Source organism: Roseateles sp., from assembly GCF_019237615.1.
In the GTDB taxonomy this organism is placed as follows: Bacteria; Pseudomonadota; Gammaproteobacteria; order Burkholderiales; family Burkholderiaceae_C; genus Pelomonas.
On record NZ_JAFAGT010000068.1, the window covers coordinates 1 to 21979 of the forward strand.

General features: G+C 70.6%; 17 protein-coding genes. 8 read left to right on the plus strand and 9 right to left on the minus strand.

Going from position 1 to position 21979, the window contains the following annotated elements; all coding sequences use genetic code 11:
* Nucleotides 1-142: 142 nt before the first annotated feature.
* The 8 genes from gshA to JOY88_RS13765 all read right to left on the minus strand — a co-directional run bounded on the left by gshA (nt 143) and on the right by JOY88_RS13765 (nt 12327).
* Complete coding sequence (gene gshA / locus JOY88_RS13730) at nt 143-1636, minus strand: glutamate--cysteine ligase (protein WP_293503190.1); 1494 nt, start codon at nt 1634-1636, stop codon at nt 143-145.
* 41 nt (nt 1637-1677) lie between these two features.
* Nucleotides 1678-3348 (minus strand): SulP family inorganic anion transporter, encoded by a 1671-nt coding sequence (locus tag JOY88_RS13735; RefSeq protein WP_293503191.1) that lies wholly within the window; start codon nt 3346-3348, stop codon nt 1678-1680.
* A gap of 54 nt (nt 3349-3402) precedes the next feature.
* Nucleotides 3403-4389, minus strand: a complete 987-nt coding sequence (locus JOY88_RS13740) for a Bug family tripartite tricarboxylate transporter substrate binding protein (protein ID WP_293503192.1) — start codon at nt 4387-4389, stop codon at nt 3403-3405.
* Nucleotides 4386-6440, minus strand: coding sequence for a GGDEF domain-containing protein (locus JOY88_RS13745; RefSeq protein ID WP_293503193.1), 2055 nt, complete (start codon nt 6438-6440; stop codon nt 4386-4388). Before JOY88_RS13745 ends, JOY88_RS13740 begins: the two co-directional genes overlap by 4 nt.
* Nucleotides 6437-8503 (minus strand): GGDEF domain-containing protein, encoded by a 2067-nt coding sequence (locus tag JOY88_RS13750; protein WP_293503194.1) that lies wholly within the window; start codon nt 8501-8503, stop codon nt 6437-6439. The genes JOY88_RS13745 and JOY88_RS13750 overlap by 4 nt, the downstream gene beginning before the upstream one ends.
* 128 nt (nt 8504-8631) lie before the next feature.
* Nucleotides 8632-10323 (minus strand): ABC transporter ATP-binding protein, encoded by a 1692-nt coding sequence (locus JOY88_RS13755; RefSeq protein WP_293503195.1) that lies wholly within the window; start codon nt 10321-10323, stop codon nt 8632-8634.
* Nucleotides 10324-10327: 4 nt separating this feature from the next.
* On the minus strand, nt 10328-11392 hold the full coding sequence (locus JOY88_RS13760) for an ABC transporter permease (protein WP_293503196.1): 1065 nt from the start codon (nt 11390-11392) through the stop codon (nt 10328-10330).
* A complete protein-coding gene (locus tag JOY88_RS13765; protein ID WP_293503197.1) occupies nt 11389-12327 on the minus strand; it encodes an ABC transporter permease in 939 nt (312 codons plus the stop codon). Before JOY88_RS13765 ends, JOY88_RS13760 begins: the two co-directional genes overlap by 4 nt.
* A gap of 141 nt (nt 12328-12468) precedes the next feature.
* Between JOY88_RS13765 and JOY88_RS13770 the strand changes: the two genes are divergently transcribed.
* From JOY88_RS13770 to JOY88_RS13805, 8 genes are all read left to right on the plus strand, one after another.
* Complete coding sequence (locus JOY88_RS13770; protein WP_293503198.1) at nt 12469-14277, plus strand: ABC transporter substrate-binding protein; 1809 nt, start codon at nt 12469-12471, stop codon at nt 14275-14277.
* Nucleotides 14277-16073, plus strand: coding sequence for an ABC transporter substrate-binding protein (locus JOY88_RS13775; protein ID WP_293503199.1), 1797 nt, complete (start codon nt 14277-14279; stop codon nt 16071-16073). Before JOY88_RS13770 ends, JOY88_RS13775 begins: the two co-directional genes overlap by 1 nt.
* Before the next feature lie 103 nt (nt 16074-16176).
* The gene (locus JOY88_RS13780; protein ID WP_293503200.1) at nt 16177-16506 is read left to right on the plus strand and encodes a PspC domain-containing protein; all 330 of its coding nucleotides are present in this window, start codon (nt 16177-16179) and stop codon (nt 16504-16506) included.
* Nucleotides 16507-16647: 141 nt separating this feature from the next.
* Nucleotides 16648-18258 (plus strand): wax ester/triacylglycerol synthase family O-acyltransferase, encoded by a 1611-nt coding sequence (locus tag JOY88_RS13785; protein WP_293503201.1) that lies wholly within the window; start codon nt 16648-16650, stop codon nt 18256-18258.
* 33 nt (nt 18259-18291) lie between these two features.
* Entirely contained in the window at nt 18292-19116 is an 825-nt protein-coding gene (locus JOY88_RS13790; protein WP_367269801.1) for an esterase/lipase family protein, read from the plus strand.
* A gap of 41 nt (nt 19117-19157) precedes the next feature.
* Nucleotides 19158-19928: a DUF4184 family protein gene (locus JOY88_RS13795; RefSeq protein WP_293503202.1), complete on the plus strand. Its 771-nt coding sequence runs from the start codon at nt 19158-19160 to the stop codon at nt 19926-19928.
* Between the two features lie 63 nt (nt 19929-19991).
* Nucleotides 19992-20591, plus strand: a complete 600-nt coding sequence (locus JOY88_RS13800; RefSeq protein ID WP_293503203.1) for an ATP-dependent Clp protease proteolytic subunit — start codon at nt 19992-19994, stop codon at nt 20589-20591.
* Nucleotides 20591-21496, plus strand: coding sequence for an alpha/beta fold hydrolase (locus JOY88_RS13805; protein ID WP_293503204.1), 906 nt, complete (start codon nt 20591-20593; stop codon nt 21494-21496). The genes JOY88_RS13800 and JOY88_RS13805 overlap by 1 nt, the downstream gene beginning before the upstream one ends.
* 18 nt (nt 21497-21514) lie before the next feature.
* Here the strand turns inward: JOY88_RS13805 and JOY88_RS13810 are convergent, their stop codons facing one another.
* Nucleotides 21515-21937, minus strand: coding sequence for a copper chaperone PCu(A)C (locus JOY88_RS13810; RefSeq protein ID WP_293503205.1), 423 nt, complete (start codon nt 21935-21937; stop codon nt 21515-21517).
* Nucleotides 21938-21979 lie beyond the last annotated feature (42 nt).

Below are 21979 nucleotides of genomic sequence, written 5' to 3' on the forward strand. Positions count from 1 at the left end.
ACGCAAGGAGCGCATCCAGAGGACCGAAACAGACAGCGCAACGATCAAATCGCGACGGCAATCAAACCAGCTCGCCGAAATGACCTCCGGCGACGATTGCCGGGGGCCTGTCGTTAGCGCAAAACTTCTGCCGCGCGGGCACCTAGACGGCCATGCGCTCCGGCGCCACATAGAAGCGCCGGAAGGTCTCGAAGTCCATCGTGTCGGCCGCCTCGATGCGGGCCTGCCCGGCCAGGGACTCGGCCGCCATCTTCTCGAAGCGGCGCTGCAGCGCATCCGTGAACGGCAGGGCCAGCAGGGCCGCTCGCGTCACGTCGCTCTGGCGGCGGATGAAGCCGACATAGCTGTCGTCGAAGTCCTGGGCCATGGCGGCCAGCACGCGGGCCGAGGGGCAGAGCTCGGGTCGCTGCAGTCGCTCGGCCACGCGGCCCAGCGCCGCACGGTAGGCGGTGCCGCCGTGGACCGCGTCCAGCGCCTCGGCCTGCACGGCGCATGCCGCCAGGATCTCGGCGGCCCAGTCGGACAAGGACCGCTCGCCGCCACGCCAATGCTCCAGCCGAAGGCCCGGCTCGCGGCCGCGGGCGGCGACGTGGTGCTGGTTGCGGGCGTTCGCCGCGATCTCCTCCGGCGTGTCGTCGGGACTGTCGCTCTTCAGGCAGTGCAGCAAGAAGGCATCGAGCACGCGCATGGTGTCGGCGCCTATGCCCAGCGGCTCGAAGGGGTCCAGGTCCATCAGCCGCACCTCGATGTACTCGACGCCCCGCTCGCGCAGCGCATGCAGCGGCCGCTCGCCGGAGCGGATCACGCGCTTGGCGCGTATGGTGCTGTAAAACTCGTTCTCGATCTGCAGCAGGCTGGTGGAGAGCTGGTTGTAGTCGCCGCCAGGCGTCTGCACGCCTATGGCCTCGTAGGGTCCGTAGGGCCGGCTCAGCGCCGCCTGCAGCGAGGCCGCGTAGCTCTCCAGGCAGTTGTAGCTGACGGCGATGCTGGACTGCGCGTCGCTCTGGTAGCCCAGGCGCCCCATGCGCAGCGATGTCGCATGCGGCAGGTAGAGGGTGCGGCCCGAGAGGCGCTGCAGGCCATGCTCGCGGCCGGCGACGAAGCTCTCGCACAGCGCCGGACTGGCGCCGAACAGGTAGAGCAGCAGCCAGCCCTCGCGACGGAAGTTGCGGATGGCGCCGAGATAGCCCTCGGTCGATACGCCCGGCAGCGACCAGTTGTAGTGGATGCCCGAGATGGTCTGCATGCGCCGGCCATAGCGCTGGCCCAGGCCCATGCGGTAGACGCTCTTGGCGCGGCCGACGTTGCTGTGCCCGTAGCGGCCGATGGGGATGGTCTCGTCGGCCGGCAGGCCGCAGGGCATGGAGCCCACCCACAGGCGCTCGTCGGCAAGGGCGCGGTAGACCGCCTGGTGGATCTCCGTCAACTCCTGCAGGCAGTCCTCGACCCCGGCATGCACGCCGGTGATGAGTTCCAGCTGCGACTCGCTGTAGTCCGTCGTGATGTGCGGGTGCGTCAGCGCGGCACCTAGCGCGATCGGGTGCGGCGTCAGCGCCAGGCTCCCGTTGGGCAGGGCGCGCAGGCTTTCCTTTTCGATGCCGCGGCGGATGCCGAGCAATGTCTCGTTGTTGTCCATGGCGTCTGGGCTGCTGGGCGCGACACGGTAGCAGAACAGCGCTACAGCTGCCCGGGGGCGTCGTGGTCGGCCAGACTGGGCCTCAGGGCATGTTCGCCGGCCTGTATGCCCTCGTGATGACTGAGGTAGAGCGACACGTCGTAGCGCTCCAGCCAGCCGACGGCCTGCAGCCGGTCCAGCACCGGCCCCTTGACCTCGGAGAACTCAAGCCGCAGGCCTTCCGCCGCCAGCGTCGCGTGCAGCTCCTGCAGCGCCGTCAGGCCGGACACGTCGATGTGGTTGACCGGCGCCATCAGCATCAGCACGCGGGCCGGCGCGCCGACCCGCTCGCGGTGCTCGCGCACACGGGCCAGCACGGCGTCGCCCAGGCCGCGGGCATTGGTGAACACCAGGCTCTCGTCCACGCGCAGCCCGACGACCTCGGCCCGGCACTCGACCGCATAGCGCTCGACGTTGCGGTAATGCTGGGTGCCCGGCACGCGCCCGATGCGTGCGACATGCGGCCGCGCGGTGCGCTGGATCAGCAGCGCGACGGAGCCGACCACGCCCAGCGCCAGCGCCAGACCGATGCTCCACAGCAGCACGGCGGCAGTGACGGCCAGCATCAGCAGCCCCTCGGCGCGCGCATAGCGCCAGGCCTCGCGGTAGGGCTGCAGCGAGAAGCCGCCCAGCACGGCCACGACGATGGTGGCCGCCAGCACCGGCTTGGGCAGGTGGGCCAGCGGCTCGGCCAGCAGCAGCATGGCCAGGAACATGAAGACGGCGACGAAGACCAGGCTCCAGCGGCTGCGCGAGCCGGCCTCGTGCAGCAGGATGCTGCGCGAGAAGCTGCCCGCCACCGGCATGCCGCCGCTGACCGATGCGACCAGGTTGGCCGCCGCGAGGCCGCGCATCTCGGCCGCCGGCGACAGCTTCTCGCCGCGGCGCTGCGCCAGCGACTCCGACACCGCGAGGCTGGACACGAAGCCCATCAGCGCGACCAGCGCCGCAGCCGGCAGCAGCTGCAGCCACAGCGCCGCGTCGAGCAGCGGCAGGCCCAGCGGCAGAGCCAGCGACGGCAGCGCGCCCACCTGGGCCACGTTGCGGGCGGCCGGCGTGAGGGCCGAGAGCGCCATCGCCGCGATCAGCAGCAGCAACGGCGCGAGCCGGGCCAGCAGCCGCGAACCCACGCGTCGCGACGCCAGCAGCAGCACGATCGCGAGGCCGCCCCAGGCCGTGCTCGCCGGCCCCCAGCCGCCATGCACGGCCGAGACCAGCAGGTCAGGCAGCGTGAAGCCGGCCGCCGCGCTGCCCAGCAGCACCGGCAGCTGGCCGGCCGCGATCATCAGCGTCGCCCCGTTCTCGAAACCGCGCAGCGCCGGCAGCGACAGCAGCGACGCCAGCGCGTCCAGCCGCAGCAGCGCGGCGAGCGCGAGCACCAGGCCCACCTCGGCCGCGAGCACCAGCGCGCCTTCCGTGGGGCTGACGCCCGCCGGCAGGCCGCCCAGGGCTTGGGCAATCATCAGCGCCAGCACCGCCACCGGGCCCAGGCCCAGCACGGGGCTGGAACCCAGCGCCGCATAGGCGAGCAGCGGCAGCAGGCTGGCGTACAGGCCTACCTGCGGGGGCAGGCCGGCCAGCATCGCATAGGCCAGGCTCTGCGGAATCAGCAGCACGGCGACGACGGCACCGGCCATCAGGTCGGCGCGCCAGGTGGCGTTGAGTTTCAGCATGGGAGCGGAAGTATCGGCGGCACTCACGGCAAGAACCCGCCTGTGCGGTAGGCGTCAGCGATCGACCTTGATGCCCGACAGCCGCACCACGCGCGCCCATTTCTCGGTCTCGGCGGCGATGAGGGCGGCGAAGCTGGCGGCACCGCTGCCATGCACCAGCATGCCGCGATGGGTCAGGCGCTCGCGCAGCACGGTGCCGGCGAGCGACGCGACGCTGTCGCGCTGCAGGCGGGCCAGTTGCTCGGCCGGCTGGTTGCTGGGCGCGAACAGGCCGACCCAGGCGCTGGCCTCATAGCCCTTCAGCGCCGGGCCGCCGGCCTCCTCGACGGTGGGCAGGTCCGGCAGGCTGGGGCTGCGGCGCGCGCTCGTGACGCCCAGGGCCAGCAGCTTGCCGGCCTTGATCTGCGGCAGCGCCGTGGGCAGGCTGTTGAACATCAGGTCCATGTTGCCGGCGATGACGTCCTGCTGCGCCGAGGCCGTGCTGCGATAGGGGAAATGCAGCATGTAGGTCTGGGTCAGGCGTTTGAACAGCTCGCCGGCCAGATGCGAGGGGTTGCCGTTGCCGCCCGAGGCGATGTGCAGCCGGCCGGGCTGGGCCGCGGCGGCATGCACGAGGTCGGCGAGCTTGCGCACGCCCAGGGCCTGGGCGACGGCCGGATTCATGACCAGGACCAGGGGCACGGTCGCGACCAGGCAGACGGGCGCGAAGTCCTTCACCGGGTCGTAGGGCAGGCGGCGCGACAGCAGCGGATTGATGACGTGCGTGCCGACGCTGCCCATCAGCAGCGTGTGACCGTCGGTGGCGCTGGCGACCTCGGCGCTGCCGATGTTGCCGTCGGCGCCGGGCTGGTTGTCGACGAGGACGGGCTGGCCCAGGCGCCGCTGCAGCTCGGGCGCGAGCAGGCGCGAGGCGACGTCGGCGGCGCCACCGGTGGGGTAGGGCACGACCAGGCGCAGCGGCCGCGCAGGCCAGGACTGTGCGGACACCGACGAGGTAGCCAGCCAAAGCAGCAGGCCGCGGCGTTGCAAAAGGGCGCTCATGACGGACCGGGCAATTGTCGGAGTTGGACCTGGCCGTTGATACAGGCGGCGTCGAAGTCTTGCAGCAGGGCCGCAAGCATATTCGCGTCCGGGGCCTCCACGGCCGTGATGCCGACGCCGCGGTTGCGCCCCTCGGCCTTGGCCTTGTAGAGCACCATGTCGGCCCAGTTGACGGCCTGCTCCCAGTGCAGGCGCAGCGCCGGCGCGGCCGAACCGTCCGAACCGCCGATGGGGAAACTCGCGAAGCCGATGGAGGCGGTGATGCGCAGCGGCCCCGTGGGCGTCTCGACCGGCTGGCCACCGATGCCGCGCAGGATGCGCTCGGCCATCAGCGCGAGGTCGCCGCCGGGCAGCGCCGGCGCGAAGACGAGGAACTCCTCGCCGCCCCAGCGCACGACGAGGTCGGTGTCGCGCACGGCCGCGCGGATGCGGCGGCTGACCTCCACGATGACGGCGTCGCCGGCGGCATGGCCATGCCAGTCGTTGACGTTCTTGAAGTGATCGATGTCGATCATCATCAGCGCGCCCTGGAAGCCTTCGGTCTTCTCCTCGCGGGCGCGCTGGTCCATGACGGCCAGGAAGTGGCGCCGGTTGGACAGGTCGGTCAGCGGGTCGCGCTCGCTCTGCGCGCGCAGCAGGCTCTGGTTGGCCGTGAGGCGCGCCTGGGCACGGCGCATGCGCAGCAGAGTGACGCCGATCAGCGCGATGGACAGCAGCAGCAGCGCGCCGACAGCCAGCCCCACCTTCTGCGCCAGCAGGCGGTTCGCCAGCTGCTGGTCCTTGAGCTGGCCGTCGCGGGCCAGCAGATCGAGGTCGCGCCGCTTGGCGGCGCTGTCGTACTTGCGGCCCAGTTCCTCCAGCGCGGCGGCTCGGTTGCGCTCGTTGGCGCGCGCGGTCAGCTCGCGCTCACCGTGCAGGGCGGCCAGCGCCTCCTTGTACTGGCCGGCCTCGGCCCAGGTGTCGGCAAGCTCGCGCAGCTCGCGGGCTCGCGGCACCAGGTCGGCCGGGTCCATGCCGAACTCGTCGACCTTGGCGAGCTCCTGGCGCGCCTGCTCGAACTGGCGCAGCTTGATGTAGGCGACGGCAAGGTTGTGGTGCAGGTTGCGCTCGTAGTAGCGGTCGCCGAAGCGCTGCAGCACCGGCATGGCGCGCTGGCCGGCGGCGAGCGCCTCCTTCAGCAGCCCCAGGTGCATGTAGGAGTCGACGAGATTGGAGCGCAGCTGCGCGGCGAGGTGGGGCGCATCGGCCTGCTCGGCCAGTTGCAGTGCCGCCTCGACGGCTGCGCGCGAAGCCGGCATGTCGCGTGCTCGGCGCTCGACGACGGCCTCGTAGTTGCGCACCCGCGCGGCGGCCACGAGATCGCCCTGGGCCTCGGCTTCGGCGGCCCGCAGCTCGGCACGCGCGGCATCCATGCGGTCCTGCGCCTGCAGCGTGACGGCCAGCATGCCTTGGCTGAGCGCGACCAGGTGCCTGTCCTCGCCGGCGCGTGCCAGGGCCAGCGCGCGCCTGACGCCGGCCTCTGCGAGGACGAAGGCACCCTGCGCGAATTGCTCGCGCTGCAGGATGCGCAAGGCATCCCAGGCGCTGCGGAAGTCGCAACCCTGCTCGCGCACCGCGCGCCGCTCGTCGCCGGCCGGGCAGCGCCCGTCCAGGCCGGCCAGCGCGCGCGCAGCCAGCGCGCCGGCGGGCTTGCCGGCCCGCTCCTGCGTCAACGCACGCAGCAGCCAGCTGCGCTCCACGCCGTCCTCGCGCGCCTTCAGCTGCACGGCGATGGCGTCGGCGGCCTCGATCTGGCCCGCATGCAGCAGCACGCGGCCGCGCGCCATCAGCCAGGCCGCCTCGCGCGGCTGACCGGGCCCGGCGTACGCGGGCCAGCGCTGCGCCAGTTCGGCCAGCATGGCCTCGGGGGCGTCGAAGGCGCGGCGTGCGATGTTGGCCAGCAGGCCGTCCTCGGCCGCCGGGTCGGCACCGGCACCGGCACCGGCACCGGCACCGGCACTTGCGCCGGCCAGGGCCAGCGCCAGCAGCAGTGCAGTCGCGAGCCTCTTCATGCGCCCACCTCGGCCGGGCGGATGGCGCCGGGGCCGCTCAGCACCTGCAGGCCCACGCGCCCTTCGCCCCAGGCGGCCTCCAGCCGCGCCGTCAGCTCGGCGGCGGCCAGCGGGTCCACGGCGTCGATGCGCTCGACGCCATAGGCCTTGTTGCGGCCATGCGCCTTGGCGAGGTACATGACGGTGTCGACCAGGTCGATGGCGCGCTCCCAGGTCAGGCGCAGCCCATGCGGCGGCACGGGCAGGCTGACGAAGCCGATGGAGGCGGTGACGGGAACGTCGCGCCCGTCGTGCCGTACCGGCTGGCCGGCAATGAGGTCCAGCAGGCGCTGCGCGAGCTGGGATGCGAACAGCCCTTCGCGGCTGCGCGCGACGATGAGGAACTCCTCGCCGCCCCAGCGCACGATGAGGTCGTCGTCGCGCACCGCCTGGCGCAGCCGGCCGGCGATGTCGATGAGGACGGCATCGCCGGCTGCGTGGCCGAAGGCATCGTTGATGCGCTTGAAGTGGTCGATGTCGATCAGGAAGACGCTGGCCGCCAGGCCCTCGCCGCCGGACAGGCTCTTGATCGCGGCCTGGAAGTGGCGACGGTTGGCCAGGCCGGTCAGCGGGTCGGTCTCGCTCTGGCGCTTCAGCGAGGCGTTGCTGTGGGCCAGCGCCTCGTTGGTGCGGCGCACGCGTCGGAAGGATTGGTAGAGCAGACCCAGAGACACCAGCACGCAGCCGCCCAGGGCGGCCCACAGCATCAGCGCAAGGTTGCGCTGGTGGACCTGCTCGGCCTTGAGCGCGTTGTCGCGGTTGAGCAGCTCGATGCCGCGGGCGCGCTGCTCGGCGTCCTGGCGCTCCTGGGCCTCCAGCAGCAGCTTGCGCGTCTCGTCGCGCAGCACGCGCTCGCCGACGCGGCGGTACTCGCGGTAGGCGTTGACGGCGCCGGCCTGGTCGCCGGCCTTCTCCAGGTAGCCGGCCAGTTCCTCCCAGCCGGCCGAGGCATAGGACAGCGCGCCCTGCTGCTCGTCCAGCATGATGCCGGCCCGCACGTCCTCGCGGCCCTCCGCGACGCGGCCCATGGCGATCTTGGCCAGGCCGATGTTGGACCGCGCGACGCTCTCGGCGCTGATGTTGCGCGTCGCGCGCGCCAGCGGCAGGGCCTGCTGGGCCAGTTCCAGCGCCCGCGCTGGATGCCCCTGGCGCAGGTGGTAGTCGGAGAAATTCGCCAGGCCCAGCGCGCGCACGGAGTCGGCACCGGCGCGCGTGGCCTGCTCCAGCGCATCGGAGTAGGCCTGCAGAGTGATGCTGGAGTCGCTGTCGTTGGCGTACAGGATGCCGCGCATCGTGTAGACGCGGTTCAGCGTCATCGGGTCGGGGTCCTTCAGGGCCTCCGCCTGCGCCTGGGCGATGAGCTGGCGCGCGCGCGCCGGCGTGTCGGCACGGTTGGACGTGAAGGCCAGGTCCACCAGCGTCAGCGCGACGCGCCAGGACTGGCCCATCTGCTCGGCCAGGCGCAGCGCCGAATGGCCGTAGTTCAGCGAGGCATCGAGCTCGCCCGAGTCGCCGCAGATGGCGGCGAGCTGGTCGTAATAGCGCCAGCGGAGCAGCGGCCCGGCCGCGCCGAGCTGGGTGGCATCGACAGCCAGCAACAGCTGGCGCGCCTCGCGCAGATCGCCGTGGGCGCGCAGGTACTCGGCGCCGATGCTGGCGGCCGCGACGCCGGCGGCCGGGCGCAGCGGGCCGGCCGGCCAGTCTCGCAGCTGCTGGCCGATCTGCTCGCTCAGCGCCCGCTCGCGCGCCAGCGCCGCCAGCCAGCCGCGCAGGGCCAGTACGTCGAGCTGGGCGGCGCTGCCGGCGGCCAGGCCCTGGGCGCGCGCACGCAGCTCCAGTTCGAGCTGGGCCGGCTTGGCGCGCGCGGCGCGCTCAATGTGCTCGATGTCGCGCGCCAGGCCGTCATCCTGTGCCACCGAGACCACCGCCGCCGGCGCGTCGCCGCCGCCACCGCCCGGGGAGCAGGCGCACAGCAGCACCAGCGCCGCAAAGAGCGTGGATATTGAAACCAGGGAAAGCTGCATCGGGTCGACAGCGGAACGATCATGCCGCCCCGCAGCGGCGATTTCAGCGCGCTTCGGGAGGCCAGCCGCTGATGACATGCCCGAGGACCGTTGAAATTGCACGCCTGTGCGGAATCGACTCGTTACATCTACGGCGCGGACGGCCCGGCGTAGCCACGCGGCACGGCGCCGAGCAGCCGGCGCGTGTAGTCCTGGCGCGGCGCCTTGATGAGCTCGGCCGTGGCCGCCTGCTCGACGACGTCCCCGTTCTGCATGACCAGCACCTCGTCGGAGATGAACTTGACCACGGCCAGGTCGTGGCTGATGAAGATGTAGCTGAGACCGAACTCGTCCTGCAGGTCCTTCAGCAGGTTCAGCACCTGAGCCTGCACCGACACGTCAAGCGCCGACACGGCCTCGTCCAGCACCAGCACCTCCGGCTGCAGCGTCAGGCAGCGCGCGATGGCGATGCGCTGGCGCTGGCCGCCCGAGAACTCGTGCGGGTACTTGGCCATTGCGGACTCGTCCAGGCCCACCTTGTGCAGCAGCGCGACGGCACGCGCCTCGCGCTCGGCGTCGTCCCTGCCGATGCCGTGGATCTCCATCGGCTCGCGCAGCGTCTGCGCGATCGTGAAGCGCGGGTTCAGCGACGCATAGGGGTTCTGGAACACGACCTGGATGCGGCGGCGCATCTGCTGCCAGTCGGCACCGCCCATCGTCAGCAGGTCGCGGCCCTCGAACAGCACCTGGCCGCTCAGGGTGCCCGAGGTCTGCTCGTGCAGGCGCAGCAGCGCCAGGCCCATGGTCGTCTTGCCCGAACCGGACTCGCCGACGACGCCCAGCGTATGGCCCTTGCGCAGTTGGAAGCTGACGTCCTTGACGGCCTTGAACTCGCGCTTGCCGAACAGGCCCTGCTTCAGCCAGAAGCTCTTGCGCAGGCCCTTGACCTCCAGCACAACCGGCGCGTCAGCGCTCTTGGCCTGGGCCTCGTTCGCGGCGGCGCGGCCGGCGATGTGGTCGTCGATGACCATCAGCCGCGCCGGGTTCTCGGTCAGGGACGGGCGGCAGGCCAGCAAGGCCTTGGTGTAGGCGTCCTGCGGGGCGTTGAAGATCCGCGCCACCGGCGCGTTCTCGCGCACCTGGCCATGACGCATGACGACGACCTGGTCCGAGATCTCGCCGACGACGCCGAGGTCGTGCGAGATGAACAGCAGGCTCATCTTGTGGCTCTCCTTGAGCCGCGCCATCAGCTCCATGACCTGGCGCTGGATGGTCACGTCCAGCGCCGTCGTCGGCTCGTCGGCGATCAGCAGCTTGGGCGCGCAGGCCAGCGCGACGGCGATCATCACGCGCTGCTGCTGGCCGCCGGACATCTCGTGCGGGTAGGCGCTCAGGCGGCGCTTGGGCTCGGGGATGCCCACCTCGTGCAGCAGCTCCTCGGCGCGCACCAGCGCCTGGCGGCGGCTCATTCCCATGTGCTTCATCAACGGCTCGCAGATCTGCGTGGCCACGTCGAAGACCGGGTTCAGCGAACTCATCGGGTCCTGGAACACGCAGGCGATGTCCTTGCCGCGTATGGCCTGCAGCTCGCGCAGGCCGGTCTGCAGCAGGTCGCGGCCCTGGAACAGGATGCGGCCCTGGCGCTCGGCATTGCTGGGCAGCAGGTTGAGCACGGACATCGCCGTGACGCTCTTGCCCGAGCCGGACTCGCCCACCAGCGCCACCGTGCTGTTCTCTGGCACGTCGAAGCTGACGCCCTTGACGGCCAGCTGGCGCTGCATGACGCCGTCGACCTTGCCCATGCGGAAGGCGACCTTGAGGTCTTGGATGCTCAACAGCATGGCTTTACTCCAGACCTCGCAGCTTCGGATCAAGAGCGTCGCGCAACGCATCGGTGAACAGCGCGAACGCGGTGACGAAGACGGCCATGCAGGCCGTCACGGCGGCCAGCTGCCACCAATAGCCGAGGATCATCTCGTTCTGCGCCTCGGCCAGCATGGTGCCCCAGGAGACCTGGTCCACGCCCACGCCCAGGCCCAGGTAGCTCAGGATGACCTCGCTCTTGATGAAGCTGACGACGTGCAGCGACAGCTGCACCAGCGCCACGTGCGACACGTTGGGCAGGATGTGCTTGAACATGCGCGACCACTGCGAGGCGCCTATGGCCTCGGCAGAGCGCACGTACTCGCGCACTCGATGCTTGATGAACTCGGCGCGGATCAGGCGGTAGATGCCTGTCCAGCCCGTCAGCGCCAGGATGGCCACGACGGCGCCGACGCCGCGCGGGAAGATGGCCGCGAACGCGAAGATCAGCAGGATGCTGGGAATGGCCGTGAAGACGTTGTAGACCCATTCCAGCAGGTCGCCGACCCGACCGCCGAAGAAGCCCGACACGGCGCCCAGCACGGTACCGATCAGCGTCGCGACGACGGCCGCCGCCAGGCCCACGACGATGGAGACCTCGGCGCCCTTGATGACCTTGGCCAGCACATCGCGGCCCAGGCGGTCGCCGCCCAGCGGCAGCGTCTCCCGCCTGGCCACCTCGTCGGTCTTGAAGGCCTTGGCGCGCTCGGCCCATTCGGCATAGCGCGGCGCCAGGGGGTCGATGTCGGACAGGTCGACGTTGGGGCCCTTGGGCGCGACGATGGCACCGGTGTCTTCTGCCGGCTGCGGACCCAGCAGCTTGGGCGGCGCATTCGGCACGCCCACTTCCTGCTGCCAGCCCGACGCGACCAGATTGGCGGCGGCCAGCAGCACGAGGACCAGGAAGGCACCGACGATCCCCATCGACACGATGCCGACGCGGTCGGTGCGCAGGCGTCGCCACGCGGCGGCCCAGACGCCGCCGCTCGCGGGCTTTGCGACCCGGGCCGGGCCGGAGGAGGAGGAGGAGGAGGTGACGGCACTCATTTCAGGACCACGCGCGGGTCGACCAGCTTGTAGAGCAGGTCGACGAGGAGGTTGACCGTCATCGTCAGCGCGGCGAGGTAGATCGCGAAGGCCTGGATGACGGGGTAGTCGCCGCGGTTCACGGCCAGCAGCAGTTCGCGGCCGAGGCCGGGAATGGAGAAGAACACCTCGATGAGGAAGCTGCCCACCAGCACGCCCGGCAGCAGCACGGAAACGTTGGTCAGGATGGGAATCATCGCGTTGCGCAGCACATGCTTGAGCAGCACGGTGCCCTCGGTCATGCCCTTGGCGCGCGCGGTGCGCACGTAGTCGTGGCCGATCTCGTCGAGGAAGAAGCTGCGGTACAGCCGGATCTGCGGCGCCATGGACACCGCCACCGCCACCAGCACCGGCAGCGGCGCATAGGTGGTCAGGTTGGTCCAGTGGCTGCCCGTCCAGCCCTGCACAGGGAACCAGCCGAGGCGGAAGGCGAACAGGTACTGCGCCAGGATGACGTAGACCAGCAGCGAGATGGACACGGCCACCGTCGTGCAGATCATCACGGCGCGGTCGGTCAGGCTGCCGCGCACGGTGGCCACGGCCAGCGCGAACGGGATGGCCAGCAGCACCTCGAGGACGAGGATGGGCAGGGTCACCGTCAGCGTGGCCGGCAGCCGCGTCGCGAACAGGTTGGCGACCGACTCGTTGGTGGCCCAGCTCTTGCCCCAGTCGAAGGTGACGATCTGCTGGATGAAGATCCACAGCTGCTCCCAGACCGGCTTGTTCAGGCCGAGCTGCTCGCGGATGGATTCGATCTGCTCCGGGCTGGCGTTCAAGCCGCCGAGGATGATGGCCGGGTCGCTGCCGAAGTACTTGAAGAGGAAAAACACCAGCAGCACGACGCCCAGCAGGGTCGGGATCATCTGCCAGAGGCGTCGGACGAGATAGGCCGCCATCGGGGCTCCTAGAAACTACAAACCCCGCCGTGGGCGCGGGGTTACACCGGGAAACGGGCCGGAGTCTATGCGAGGCGACTTGCGATTGGCCCTGACGGTTTCACTAGACTCCGCCCTTCTCCCGAGTCCGCGTCTCCCGCAATGAAGCTTTCCTCCCTGCTGACCGGCCTGCTGCTGGCCTGCGCACTGAACGGGGCCCATGCCCAGAGCACTTCTCAAGAGAAGGTGCTGCACTACGCGTTCAAGATCGCCGAGACCGGCTTCGACCCTGTGCAGGTCACCGACACCTATTCCAAGACCATCGTCGCCGGCATCCTGGACGCGCCGCTGGAGTACGACTTCGGCGTCCGCCCCTTCAAGCTGCGCCCGGCCACGCTGAGCGAGATGCCCGAGATCAGCGCCGACTTCAAGACCATCACGATGAAGGTCAGGCCCGGCATCTACTTCTCCGACGACCCGGCCTTCAAGGGCAGGAAGCGCGAGCTGACGGCCGCCGACTATGTCTACTCGGTCAAGCGCCACTACGACCCCAAGCTCAAGAGCGGCAACCTCTACCTGCTGGAGAACGTCAAGATCCTGGGCCTGTCGGAGCTGCGCAGCGCGCTGATGAAGGCAAAGAAGCCCTTCGACTACGACCGCGAGGTCGAGGGCCTGAGGACGCTGGACCGCTACACCTTCCAGCTCAAGCTGGGCGTCGGCGACCCGCGCTTCGTGCAGCAGTTCGCCGACGCCGGTTTCCTCGGCGCCGTGGCGCGCGAGGTGGTCGAGTTCTATGGCGACAAGATCATGGAGCACCCGGTCGGCACCAATGCCTTCCGCCTGGCCGACTGGCGGCGCAGCTCCCGCATCGTGCTCGAGAGGAACCCGAACTTCCGCGACGTGCGCTACGCCGAGGTGGCCCCGCCCGACGCCAGCCCCCGGCTCAAGGCCGAGGTGGCCGCGCTGCAGGGCCGCAGGCTGCCGCTGGTGGACCGCGTCGTCATCGACGTCGTCGAGGAGGCCCAGCCGCGCTGGCTGTCCTTCCTGCGCGGCGAGACCGACGTCATCGAGGAGGTGCCCATCGACTTCGCCGGCATCGCCATGCCCGGCGGCCACCTGGCGCCCAACCTCGTCAAGCAGGGCATCACGATGACGCGCTACCCGCGCGCCGACATCTCGCTGAGCTACTTCAACATGGAGGACCCCGTCGTCGGCGGCTACACGCCCGAGAGGATCGCGCTGCGCCGCGCCATCAACCTGGCCGTGGACCTTGACAAGGAGATCCGCCTCGTGCGCCGCGGCCAGGCCATCATGAGCCAGGGCCCCATCCCGCCCGTCGCGTTCGGGCATGACCCGGCGTTCAAGTCCGAGATGACCGAGTTCAACCTGGCCAAGGCCAAGGCGCTGCTGGACATGTACGGCTACGTCGACCGCGACGGCGACGGCTGGCGCGAGCAGCCCGACGGCAAGCCGCTGGTCATCGAGTACACGACGCTGGCCGACGGCGAGCGCCGCCAGCTCGCCGAGCAATGGCAGAAGAACATGGCGGCCTTGGGCATACGCATGATCTTCAAGATCGGCAAGTTCCCCGAGCAGCTCAAGGCCTCCAACGCCGGCAAGCTGCAGATGTGGGGCGTGGGCTGGGTAGGCTCGACGCCCGATGGCGACACCTTCCTGGCGCTGGGCTCCAGCGCAGCCAAGGGCAAGGCCAACAAGCCGCGCTTCGAGCTGCCGGCCTTCGATGCCCTCTACGAGAAGCAGAAGACCCTGCCCGACGGCCCCGAGCGCCAGGCCCTGATGACCGAGGGCCAGCGCCTGCTGGTCGCCTACGCGCCCTACAAGTTCCACGTCCACCGCATCTGGACCGACATGGCCCAGCCCTGGGTCAAGGGCTACAGCCGCAACATCTTCGTGCGCGACTTCTGGAAGTACGTGGACATCGACCCCTCCGCCCTGCCACAGGCCAAGTGATGAAACAACTGCTCGCCGCCCTCGCCGTCTGCACCGCGCTGCTGGCGCCCGCCCAGGCGGCCGGGCCCGTGAAGACCTTCCGCTACGCCTTCCCGATCGCCGAGACCGGCTTCGATCCGGCGCGGGTGTCCGACATCTACTCGCGCACGCTGACCGCCCACATCTTCGAGGGCCTCTACACCTACGACCCGCTGGCGCGGCCGACCAAGATCGTGCCGCTGCTCGCCGTCGCCGACCCCGAGGTCAGCGCCGACTACAAGACCTTCACGATACGGGTGCGCCCCGGCATCTACTTCGCCGACGACCCGGCCTTCAAGGGCCGCAAGCGCGAGGTCACGGCCCAGGACTTCGTCTACAGCATCAAGCGCTATGCCGACCCGGCCACCAACGCGCAGGGCTGGAGCAGCTACGAGGATGCCGGCCTGGTGGGCCTCGGGGAGCTGCGCGACAAGGTCATCAAGTCCAAGCAGCCTTTCCCCTACGACACCGAGATCGAGGGCGTGAAGGCGCTGGACCGCTACACGCTGCAGGTGAAGACCAACGAGACCCGCCCCCGCCTCGTCGAGTCCATCTTCGCCGGCAACGACCTGTACGGCGCCGTCGCGCGCGAGGTCGTCGAGTTCTATGGCGACAAGATCATGGAGCACCCGGTCGGCACCGGCCCCTTCGTGCTGAAGGAATGGCGGCGCAGCTCGCAGATCGTCCTCGAGCGCAACCCGAACTACCGCGAGCGCCACTACGAGGCCTTCCCGGAACCGGGCGATGCCGAGGCGCAAGCCATCTACGCCAAGTTCAAGGGCCGGCGCATCCCCATGGTCGACCGCGTCGTCGTCGACGTCATCGTCGAGCGCCAGCCGCGCTGGCTGGCCTATCTGCGCGGCGAGCACGACTTCATCGAGCGCGTGCCCGAGGAGTTCATCACCCAGGCAGCGCCGGGTGGCCACCTCGCGCCCAACCTCACCAAGCAGGGCATGAAGGCGCTGTTCACGCTGACGGCGGACATGACGCTGACCAGCTTCAACATGGACGACCCGGTCATCGGCGGCTACACGCCCGACAAGGTGGCGCTGCGCCGGGCCATCTCGCTGGCCTACGACGTACGCAAGGAGATCCAGCTCGCGCGCCGCGGCCAGGGCGTGCCGGCCCAGGCACCCATCGTGCCTAACACCAGCGGCTACGACCCCGCCTTCAAGAGCGAGATGAGCGACTACGACCCGGCCCGTGCCAAGGCCTTGCTCGACATGTACGGCTATGTCGACAGGGACGGCGACGGCTGGCGCGAGCTGCCCGACGGCAGCCCGCTCGTGCTGACGCGCAACACCGAGCCCAACTCGCTGTCGCGCGCCATCGACGAGCTGTGGGACAAGGCGCTGAGCGCCATCGGCATCAAGCTGCAGCTGAAGATCCAGCAATGGCCCGAGAACCTGAAGGCGGCGCAGTCGGGGCACTACCAGATGTGGGCGGTCGGCTCGCTGGCCGCCCAGCCCGACGGCCACGGCACGCTGCAACGTCTGTACGGCCCGGCCTCCGGCACGCAGAACCTGCCGCGCTTCAAGAACGCCCGCTTCGACGCGATCTACGAGCGCATGCAGGCCATGCCCGACGGCCCGGAGCGCGAGGCCCTGTTCAAGGAGGCCAAGCGCATCGCCGTCGCCTACATGCCCTACAAGGTGAACGTGCACCGCATCGTCACCGACATCGAGCAGCCCTGGATGAGCGGCTATCGCCGGCCGCTGTTCTGGCAGGACTTCTGGCAGTTCGTGGACATCGACCCGGCCAAGCAGCCCGTCCATTGATTTCCGCGGCCGCATCCTACCGATTCGACCGCCCGTCGCAAGCCGCTCGCCGCCACGCGCAAGCCCGCTAGGCTTCGCCTCATCAACCGCAAAGGAGCACAAGATGAACGACGCAGAAGAACTTGGCAAGCTGGCCGACCTGCATGCCCGCGGCGTGCTGAGCGACGAGGAGTTCGCCAAGGCCAAGGCCCGCCTGCTGGGCGGCCAGGCCGCCAGCAGCTCAAGCAGCAGCACCGCACCCAACCTGGGTGCCGTCAACGGCCTGCGCCGCTCCCGCGTGGACCGCTGGGTCGGCGGCGTCTGCGGCGGCATCGCCCGCACCACGGGGCTGGACTCCTGGGTCTGGCGCCTGATCTTCACGGTGCTGTTCCTGGCCTTCGGCAGCGGCATCCTGCTCTACGTCCTGCTCTGGATCTTCGTGCCGGAAGAGTAAGGACCACCCCCTGCGCGCTTCGCGCGCGCCACGCCCGCCCGGCCGGCAGGGCCGGATCGGCAGAAGTCGCGGGAGGGGTCGGCCCGGAGGGCTTCCGGCGGTTTCGTCGGTATGCTGGGCCGACAACGCCGGAGACAGTCGATGAAGCAGCTTGCGGGACTTGACGCCAGCTTCCTGTACCTGGAGACACCGCAGATGCCGATGCATGTCGGCGCGCTGCACCTGCTGGAGCTGCCGGCCGGCTACGACGGCGACTACGTCGAGGACCTGCGCGAGCACATGCGCACGCGCATGCCGCTGCTGCCGGCGCTGCGGCGCAAGCTCGTCACGATGCCGCTGGGCCTGTCCAACCCCGGCTGGGTGGACGCAGACCCCGACCTCGAGGAACACATCGTCGAGATCCCGCTCGCCGACGGCAGCGGCATGGCCGAGCTGGAGGCTCAGGTCGGCGCGCTGCACCCCGTGCTGCTGGACCGCGACCGGCCGCTGTGGAAGTTCCATGTCTTCACCGGCCTGGAGCCCGGCCCCGAGGGGCAGCCGCGTGTGGCCCTCTACACCCAGCTGCACCATGCCGCGGTGGACGGCCAGGCCGCCGTCGCGCTGGCCCAGGTGATCCTGGACCTGAGCCCCGAGCCGCGCGCCGTCGGCGCCCCCGCCGCGCGAGGCCGCAAACGCGGCCAGCTCGGCACCGTCGGCATGCTGCGTGCCGCCGTGTCCCAGCAGTGGCAGCAGACCCTCAAGCTGGCGCGCGCGCTGCCCGGCGCGGCCACCGTCCTCGGCGGCATGGCGGTCAAGTCGCTGGGCGGCGCGGCGGCCGAGGCCTCGATGGACAAGCTGCGCGCGCTGCTCGCGGGCGTCGCCGCGCAGACGACGGCCGTCGTGCGCGGCAAGCAGGCCGTCGCAAGCCTGGGCCCGGCGCCGCGCACGCGCCTCAACGTCAGCCTGTCGGACACGCGCGCCTTCGCCGGCGTCACGCTGCCGCTGGCCGAGCTCAACCGCACGCGCCGCCGCCACCACGCCAGCCTCAACGACGCCGTGCTCTTCGTCATCGGCGGCGCGCTGCGGCGCTTCCTGACCAAGCATGGCCCGCTGCCGCGCAAGAGCCTGATCGCCGCCGTGCCCGTATCCACGCGCGCGGCCGGCGACACGACGTCCAACAATCAGGCCACGATGACCTTCATGAGCCTGGGCACGCACCTGGCCGACCCGGCCGAGCGCCTGGCCCATGTCATCGCGTCGGCCAAGGCCATGAAGGCGCAGATGAGCCAGCTCAAGAGCCTGATGCCCACCGACTTCCCCAGCCTGGGCATCCCCTGGCTGATGCAGGCCGGCGCCATGCTCTATGGCCGCGCCCGGGTGGCCGAGAAGCTGCCCGTCATCGCCAACGTCGTCATCTCCAACGTACCGGGACCGCAGGTGCCGCTGTACCTGGCCGGCGCCGAGATGCTGACCAACTATCCCACCTCCATCGCCGTGCACGGCCTGGCGCTGAACGTGACCGTGCAGACCTACAACCAGTCGCTGGACATCGGCCTGATGGCTTGCGGCAAGGCTATGCCGGAGACGGCCGAGCTGGCGGCCTATGTCGAGACGGCCTTCATGGAGTTCCAGGCGCTGCCGGTGATGGCGCCCGACCCTGAGCCGGCACCCGCCGCGAAGAAGGAAAGGAAGGCACCGGCCAGGAAGGCCGTCGCCAAGGCGACACCCAAGCCCCGGGCAAGCACGCCCCGGAAGCAGGCAACGGCTGGCTAACATGGCCGGGCCTTGCCCGATCCCCTGCCCCGCATGCCCGCTACCCGCTCGCCACGCTTCGCGCGCTGGCAACCCAAGACGGCTCCCGCCACCCCCGACTGGTCCGACTTGCGCGCCCCCAATGCCTGGCTGCTGATGCTGGAGGGCCGCGCGCCCTGGGAGTACGCCGCGCTGCTGGCCGCCACGCCCTGGCTCAGGAAGCTGCCCAATGGCGACGGCCACCCGGTCCTGGTCTTCCCGGGCCTGGGCGCCAACGACTTGACGACGGCGCCGCTGCGCGCCCTGCTGGATTCGCTCGGCTATGCCACCCAGCCCTGGGGCCAGGGCTTCAACTTCGGCCCGCGCGCCGGCGTGCTGGAGCAGATCAAGGCCGACCTGCAGGCCTTGTACCGCCGCCACCACCGCAAGGTCAGCCTGCTGGGCTGGAGCCTGGGCGGCATCTATGCCCGCGAGCTGGCCAAGGAATGCCCGGAGCTGACGCGCTGCGTCGTCACGCTGGGCACACCCTTCACCGGCCACCCGCGCGCGACCAACGCCTGGCGCTTCTTCGAGCTGGTCAGCGGCCACACATCCAGCGACCCCGAGCTGATGGAGGCCATCCGCCAGGTGCCCCCAGTGCCGACAACGTCCATCTACTCCAGGACCGACGGCGTCGTCGCCTGGCGCTGCAGCGTCAACGAGCCCTCGCCGCTGGCCGAGAACATCGAGGTCCAGGCCAGCCACATCGGCCTGGGCGTGAACCCCATCGCGCTGTACGCGCTGGCGGACCGGCTGGCACAGCCGGAGGGACAGTGGACGCCCTTCGAGCCCAAGGGCGCGCGGCGCTGGTTCTACAAGACGCCGGTGCGGCCTGAGTGAGGGCGAGGGTCGAGTCGCACTCGCCAGCCTAGGCGACCACCATGCCCTGGACCTTCGCGCACCCGGCGGTCATCCTGCCGCTGCATCCGCTGTGCCCCCGCTGGCTCTCCTGGCCCGGCCTGGTCCTGGGCGCCATGGCGCCCGACCTGGGCTACTACGTGGGCCTGCACGGCCTGGCAGCAACGTTCTGCCACACGCCGCGGGGTGTCGTCACGGTCTGCCTGCCGCTGAGCCTGCTGGTGCTGGCGCTGCTGCTGCGCTTCTCCGCGCCCTTGACCATCCTGCTGCCCGAACCGCACCGGGCCATGGCCCGCGAGCAGCTGCAGCCATCGCGACGCGCGGCCTGGGCGAGCCTGGCGGCGGCCGTGCTGTCCATCCTGATCGGCGCGGCCAGCCATGTGTTCTGGGACTCGTTCACGCATTCGGGCCGCTGGGGCATCGAGTGGCTGCACGCGTTGAACCGGCCGGCCTTTGCCGCCGTGGAACGGCAGGTCCATGTCGCGGGGCTGCTGCAGCACCTGAGCAGCGTCGTGGGCGTGGCCGCGCTGGTCGCGGTGTACCGGCGTGCGCTGCGCGCCCGTCGCCGCGTCGAGCCGCCCCCGCGCGACGCGCTGCGCATCCGGGTGCTGCAGGCCGGCCTGGCCGGCGCCCTCTTCGTCGGCGTGCTGTCGGCCTGGGCGTTCACGCCGGCCACGGAGCCCGCCTACGCCTCCCACCTCCTCGTGCACGCGGTCGTCGTCAGCACCAGCTGCTTCACGACGCTGTTCCTCGTCGGCAGCTGGGCCTGGTGGCGGCTCCTCGGCGGTGACTGACCCCTGCTGCGCGCCGCGCCCGCTTCTCGCGGTAAGGTAGCGCCTTCAACCGGACCTTTGCCCATGCAACACCACACCCTCGCCGCCGACGACAAGGCCGCCAAGAAAGACCCCGCCCCCGAGAAGATGGAGGAGCAGCTGCTCTTCAAGAGCCGCTACGTGATGGTCTTCGGCGAGATCGACGACAAGATGGCGCACGTCACCTGCCGCCGCCTGCTGGCGCTCGCCCAGGAGTCCGACGCGCCGATCACGCTGCTGATCTCCTCGCCCGGCGGTCATGTGGAGAGCGGCGACGCCATCCACGACATGATCCGCTTCGTTCGCGCGCCGGTCACCATCATCGGCACCGGCTGGGTGGCCAGCGCCGGCACCCACATCTACCTGGCCGCGCCCAAGGAGCGCCGCTTCGCGCTGCCCAACACGCGCTTCATGATCCACCAGCCCGCGGGCGGCGCCGGCGGCCAGGCCAGCGACATCGCCATCCAGGCCCGCGAGATCATCCGCACCCGCGAGCGCATCGCCGCCGTCATCGCGCGCGAGACCGGCCAGCCGCTGGCGCGCGTGGCCGCGGACATCGAGCGCGACTTCTGGATGAGCACCGACGAGGCCATCGCCTACGGGCTGGTGTCGCGCGTCATCGAGCGCCAAGTCGATCTGGCCTGATGCAGGTCTCGGCCAACGGTGTCCGCATAGAGGTCGACCTCCGCGGCCCCGAGGACGGCGAGCCCCTGCTGATGATCATGGGGCTGGGCATGCAGCTGATCGCCTGGCCCGAGGGCTTCGTCGAGCAACTGGTGGCGCGGGGCTTTCGCGTCATCCGCTTCGACAACCGCGACGTCGGCCTGTCCCAGCCCTTCGACCAGCTGGGCCCGCCCAACATCCCGCTGGCCGCACTGCTGCACACGCTGCGGCTGCCCATCAAGGCGCCCTACCAGCTCGCCGACCTGGCGCGCGACGCCGTCGGCGTGCTGGACGCCCTGGGGCTGCCCAGCGCCCATGTCTGCGGCGCCTCCATGGGCGGCATGGTCGCCCAGCACCTCGGCTTCGCCCATGCGCAGCGCGTGAAGAGCCTGACGCTGATGATGACCACCAGCGGCGACCGCGGCCTGCCCAAGGAAAGCCTGAAGGTGCGCCGCGCCCTGCTGTCCCGGCCGCGGCCGGCGCTCACGCCGGAGCAGAAGTTTGAGAACGTGCTGGACCACTACGTGAGCCTGTACGGCGTCATCGGCAGCCCGGGCTATCCGCCCGAGCCCCACCTGCTGCGCGAGCGCATCGCGCAGGGCGTGAGGCGCGCGTTCCGGCCCCAGGCGGTGGCGCGCCAGCTGGTCGCCATCGCGGCCGACGCGCACCGCGCCGAGCGCCTGCCGCGCATCGCAGCGCCCACGCTGGTCCTCCACGGCCAGGACGACCGGCTGATCCCCGTGGCCGCGGCGCATGACCTGGCGCGACGCATCCCCGGCGCGCGGCTGGAGATCCTGCCCGGCTGGGGGCACGACCTGCCCGAGCCGCTGTGGCCGCGGCTGGCGGCCGAGGTGGCGCACAACGCCGGGCGCTGCGCCGGGCACTGACGCCGCGCCGGCGGCGGATCAGCGCGCCTGCGCCTGGATCTCGACCATGCTGCGCTGCTTGTCCTCGCCCTCGACGGTCAGCGTCAGCGGCACGGTCTCGCCGGCCTTGATCGGTGCCTTCAGGCCCATCAGCATGACGTGATAGCTGCCGGGCTTGAGCGCGACGGCCTGGCCGGCCGGCAGCGCCAGCGCGTCGACGGCGCGCATCTTCATGACGCCCCCGTCCATCTTCATCTCGTGGATCTCGACCACGGCCGCCACCGGCGAACTTGCCGCGACGACCTTGGCCGGCTTGGCCGAGGTCAGCTGCATGAAGGCGCCAGTGGCCTTCTGCGGCGCGACGGTGGCGCGCACCCAGGGGTCGTCGACCTTGACGGCGGGGGGCTGGGCCTGGACGGCGAGGGACAGGAACAGTGCGGAGGCAACGAGCAGATGGCGCATGGCGGTGACTTCAGCGACAACAAAGCCGTGATTTGAACAAAT

Bases quoted from the DNA above. Each gene is read 5' to 3' on its own strand.
- JOY88_RS13740 (WP_293503192.1), bottom strand. From the start codon at position 4,389: ATGAGCGCCCTTTTGCAACGCCGCGGCCTGCTGCTTTGGCTGGCTACC.
- JOY88_RS13790 (WP_367269801.1), top strand. From the start codon at position 18,292: ATGCCCGCTACCCGCTCGCCACGCTTCGCGCGCTGGCAACCCAAGACG.
- JOY88_RS13785 (WP_293503201.1), top strand. From the start codon at position 16,648: ATGAAGCAGCTTGCGGGACTTGACGCCAGCTTCCTGTACCTGGAGACA.
- JOY88_RS13775 (WP_293503199.1), top strand. From the start codon at position 14,277: ATGAAACAACTGCTCGCCGCCCTCGCCGTCTGCACCGCGCTGCTGGCG.
- JOY88_RS13760 (WP_293503196.1), bottom strand. From the start codon at position 11,392: ATGAGTGCCGTCACCTCCTCCTCCTCCTCCTCCGGCCCGGCCCGGGTC.
- JOY88_RS13735 (WP_293503191.1), bottom strand. From the start codon at position 3,348: ATGCTGAAACTCAACGCCACCTGGCGCGCCGACCTGATGGCCGGTGCC.
- gshA (WP_293503190.1), bottom strand. From the start codon at position 1,636: ATGGACAACAACGAGACATTGCTCGGCATCCGCCGCGGCATCGAAAAG.
- JOY88_RS13795 (WP_293503202.1), top strand. From the start codon at position 19,158: ATGCCCTGGACCTTCGCGCACCCGGCGGTCATCCTGCCGCTGCATCCG.
- JOY88_RS13780 (WP_293503200.1), top strand. From the start codon at position 16,177: ATGAACGACGCAGAAGAACTTGGCAAGCTGGCCGACCTGCATGCCCGC.
- JOY88_RS13770 (WP_293503198.1), top strand. From the start codon at position 12,469: ATGAAGCTTTCCTCCCTGCTGACCGGCCTGCTGCTGGCCTGCGCACTG.
- JOY88_RS13800 (WP_293503203.1), top strand. From the start codon at position 19,992: ATGCAACACCACACCCTCGCCGCCGACGACAAGGCCGCCAAGAAAGAC.
- JOY88_RS13745 (WP_293503193.1), bottom strand. From the start codon at position 6,440: ATGAAGAGGCTCGCGACTGCACTGCTGCTGGCGCTGGCCCTGGCCGGC.
- JOY88_RS13755 (WP_293503195.1), bottom strand. From the start codon at position 10,323: ATGCTGTTGAGCATCCAAGACCTCAAGGTCGCCTTCCGCATGGGCAAG.
- JOY88_RS13765 (WP_293503197.1), bottom strand. From the start codon at position 12,327: ATGGCGGCCTATCTCGTCCGACGCCTCTGGCAGATGATCCCGACCCTG.
- JOY88_RS13750 (WP_293503194.1), bottom strand. From the start codon at position 8,503: ATGCAGCTTTCCCTGGTTTCAATATCCACGCTCTTTGCGGCGCTGGTG.
- JOY88_RS13810 (WP_293503205.1), bottom strand. From the start codon at position 21,937: ATGCGCCATCTGCTCGTTGCCTCCGCACTGTTCCTGTCCCTCGCCGTC.
- JOY88_RS13805 (WP_293503204.1), top strand. From the start codon at position 20,591: ATGCAGGTCTCGGCCAACGGTGTCCGCATAGAGGTCGACCTCCGCGGC.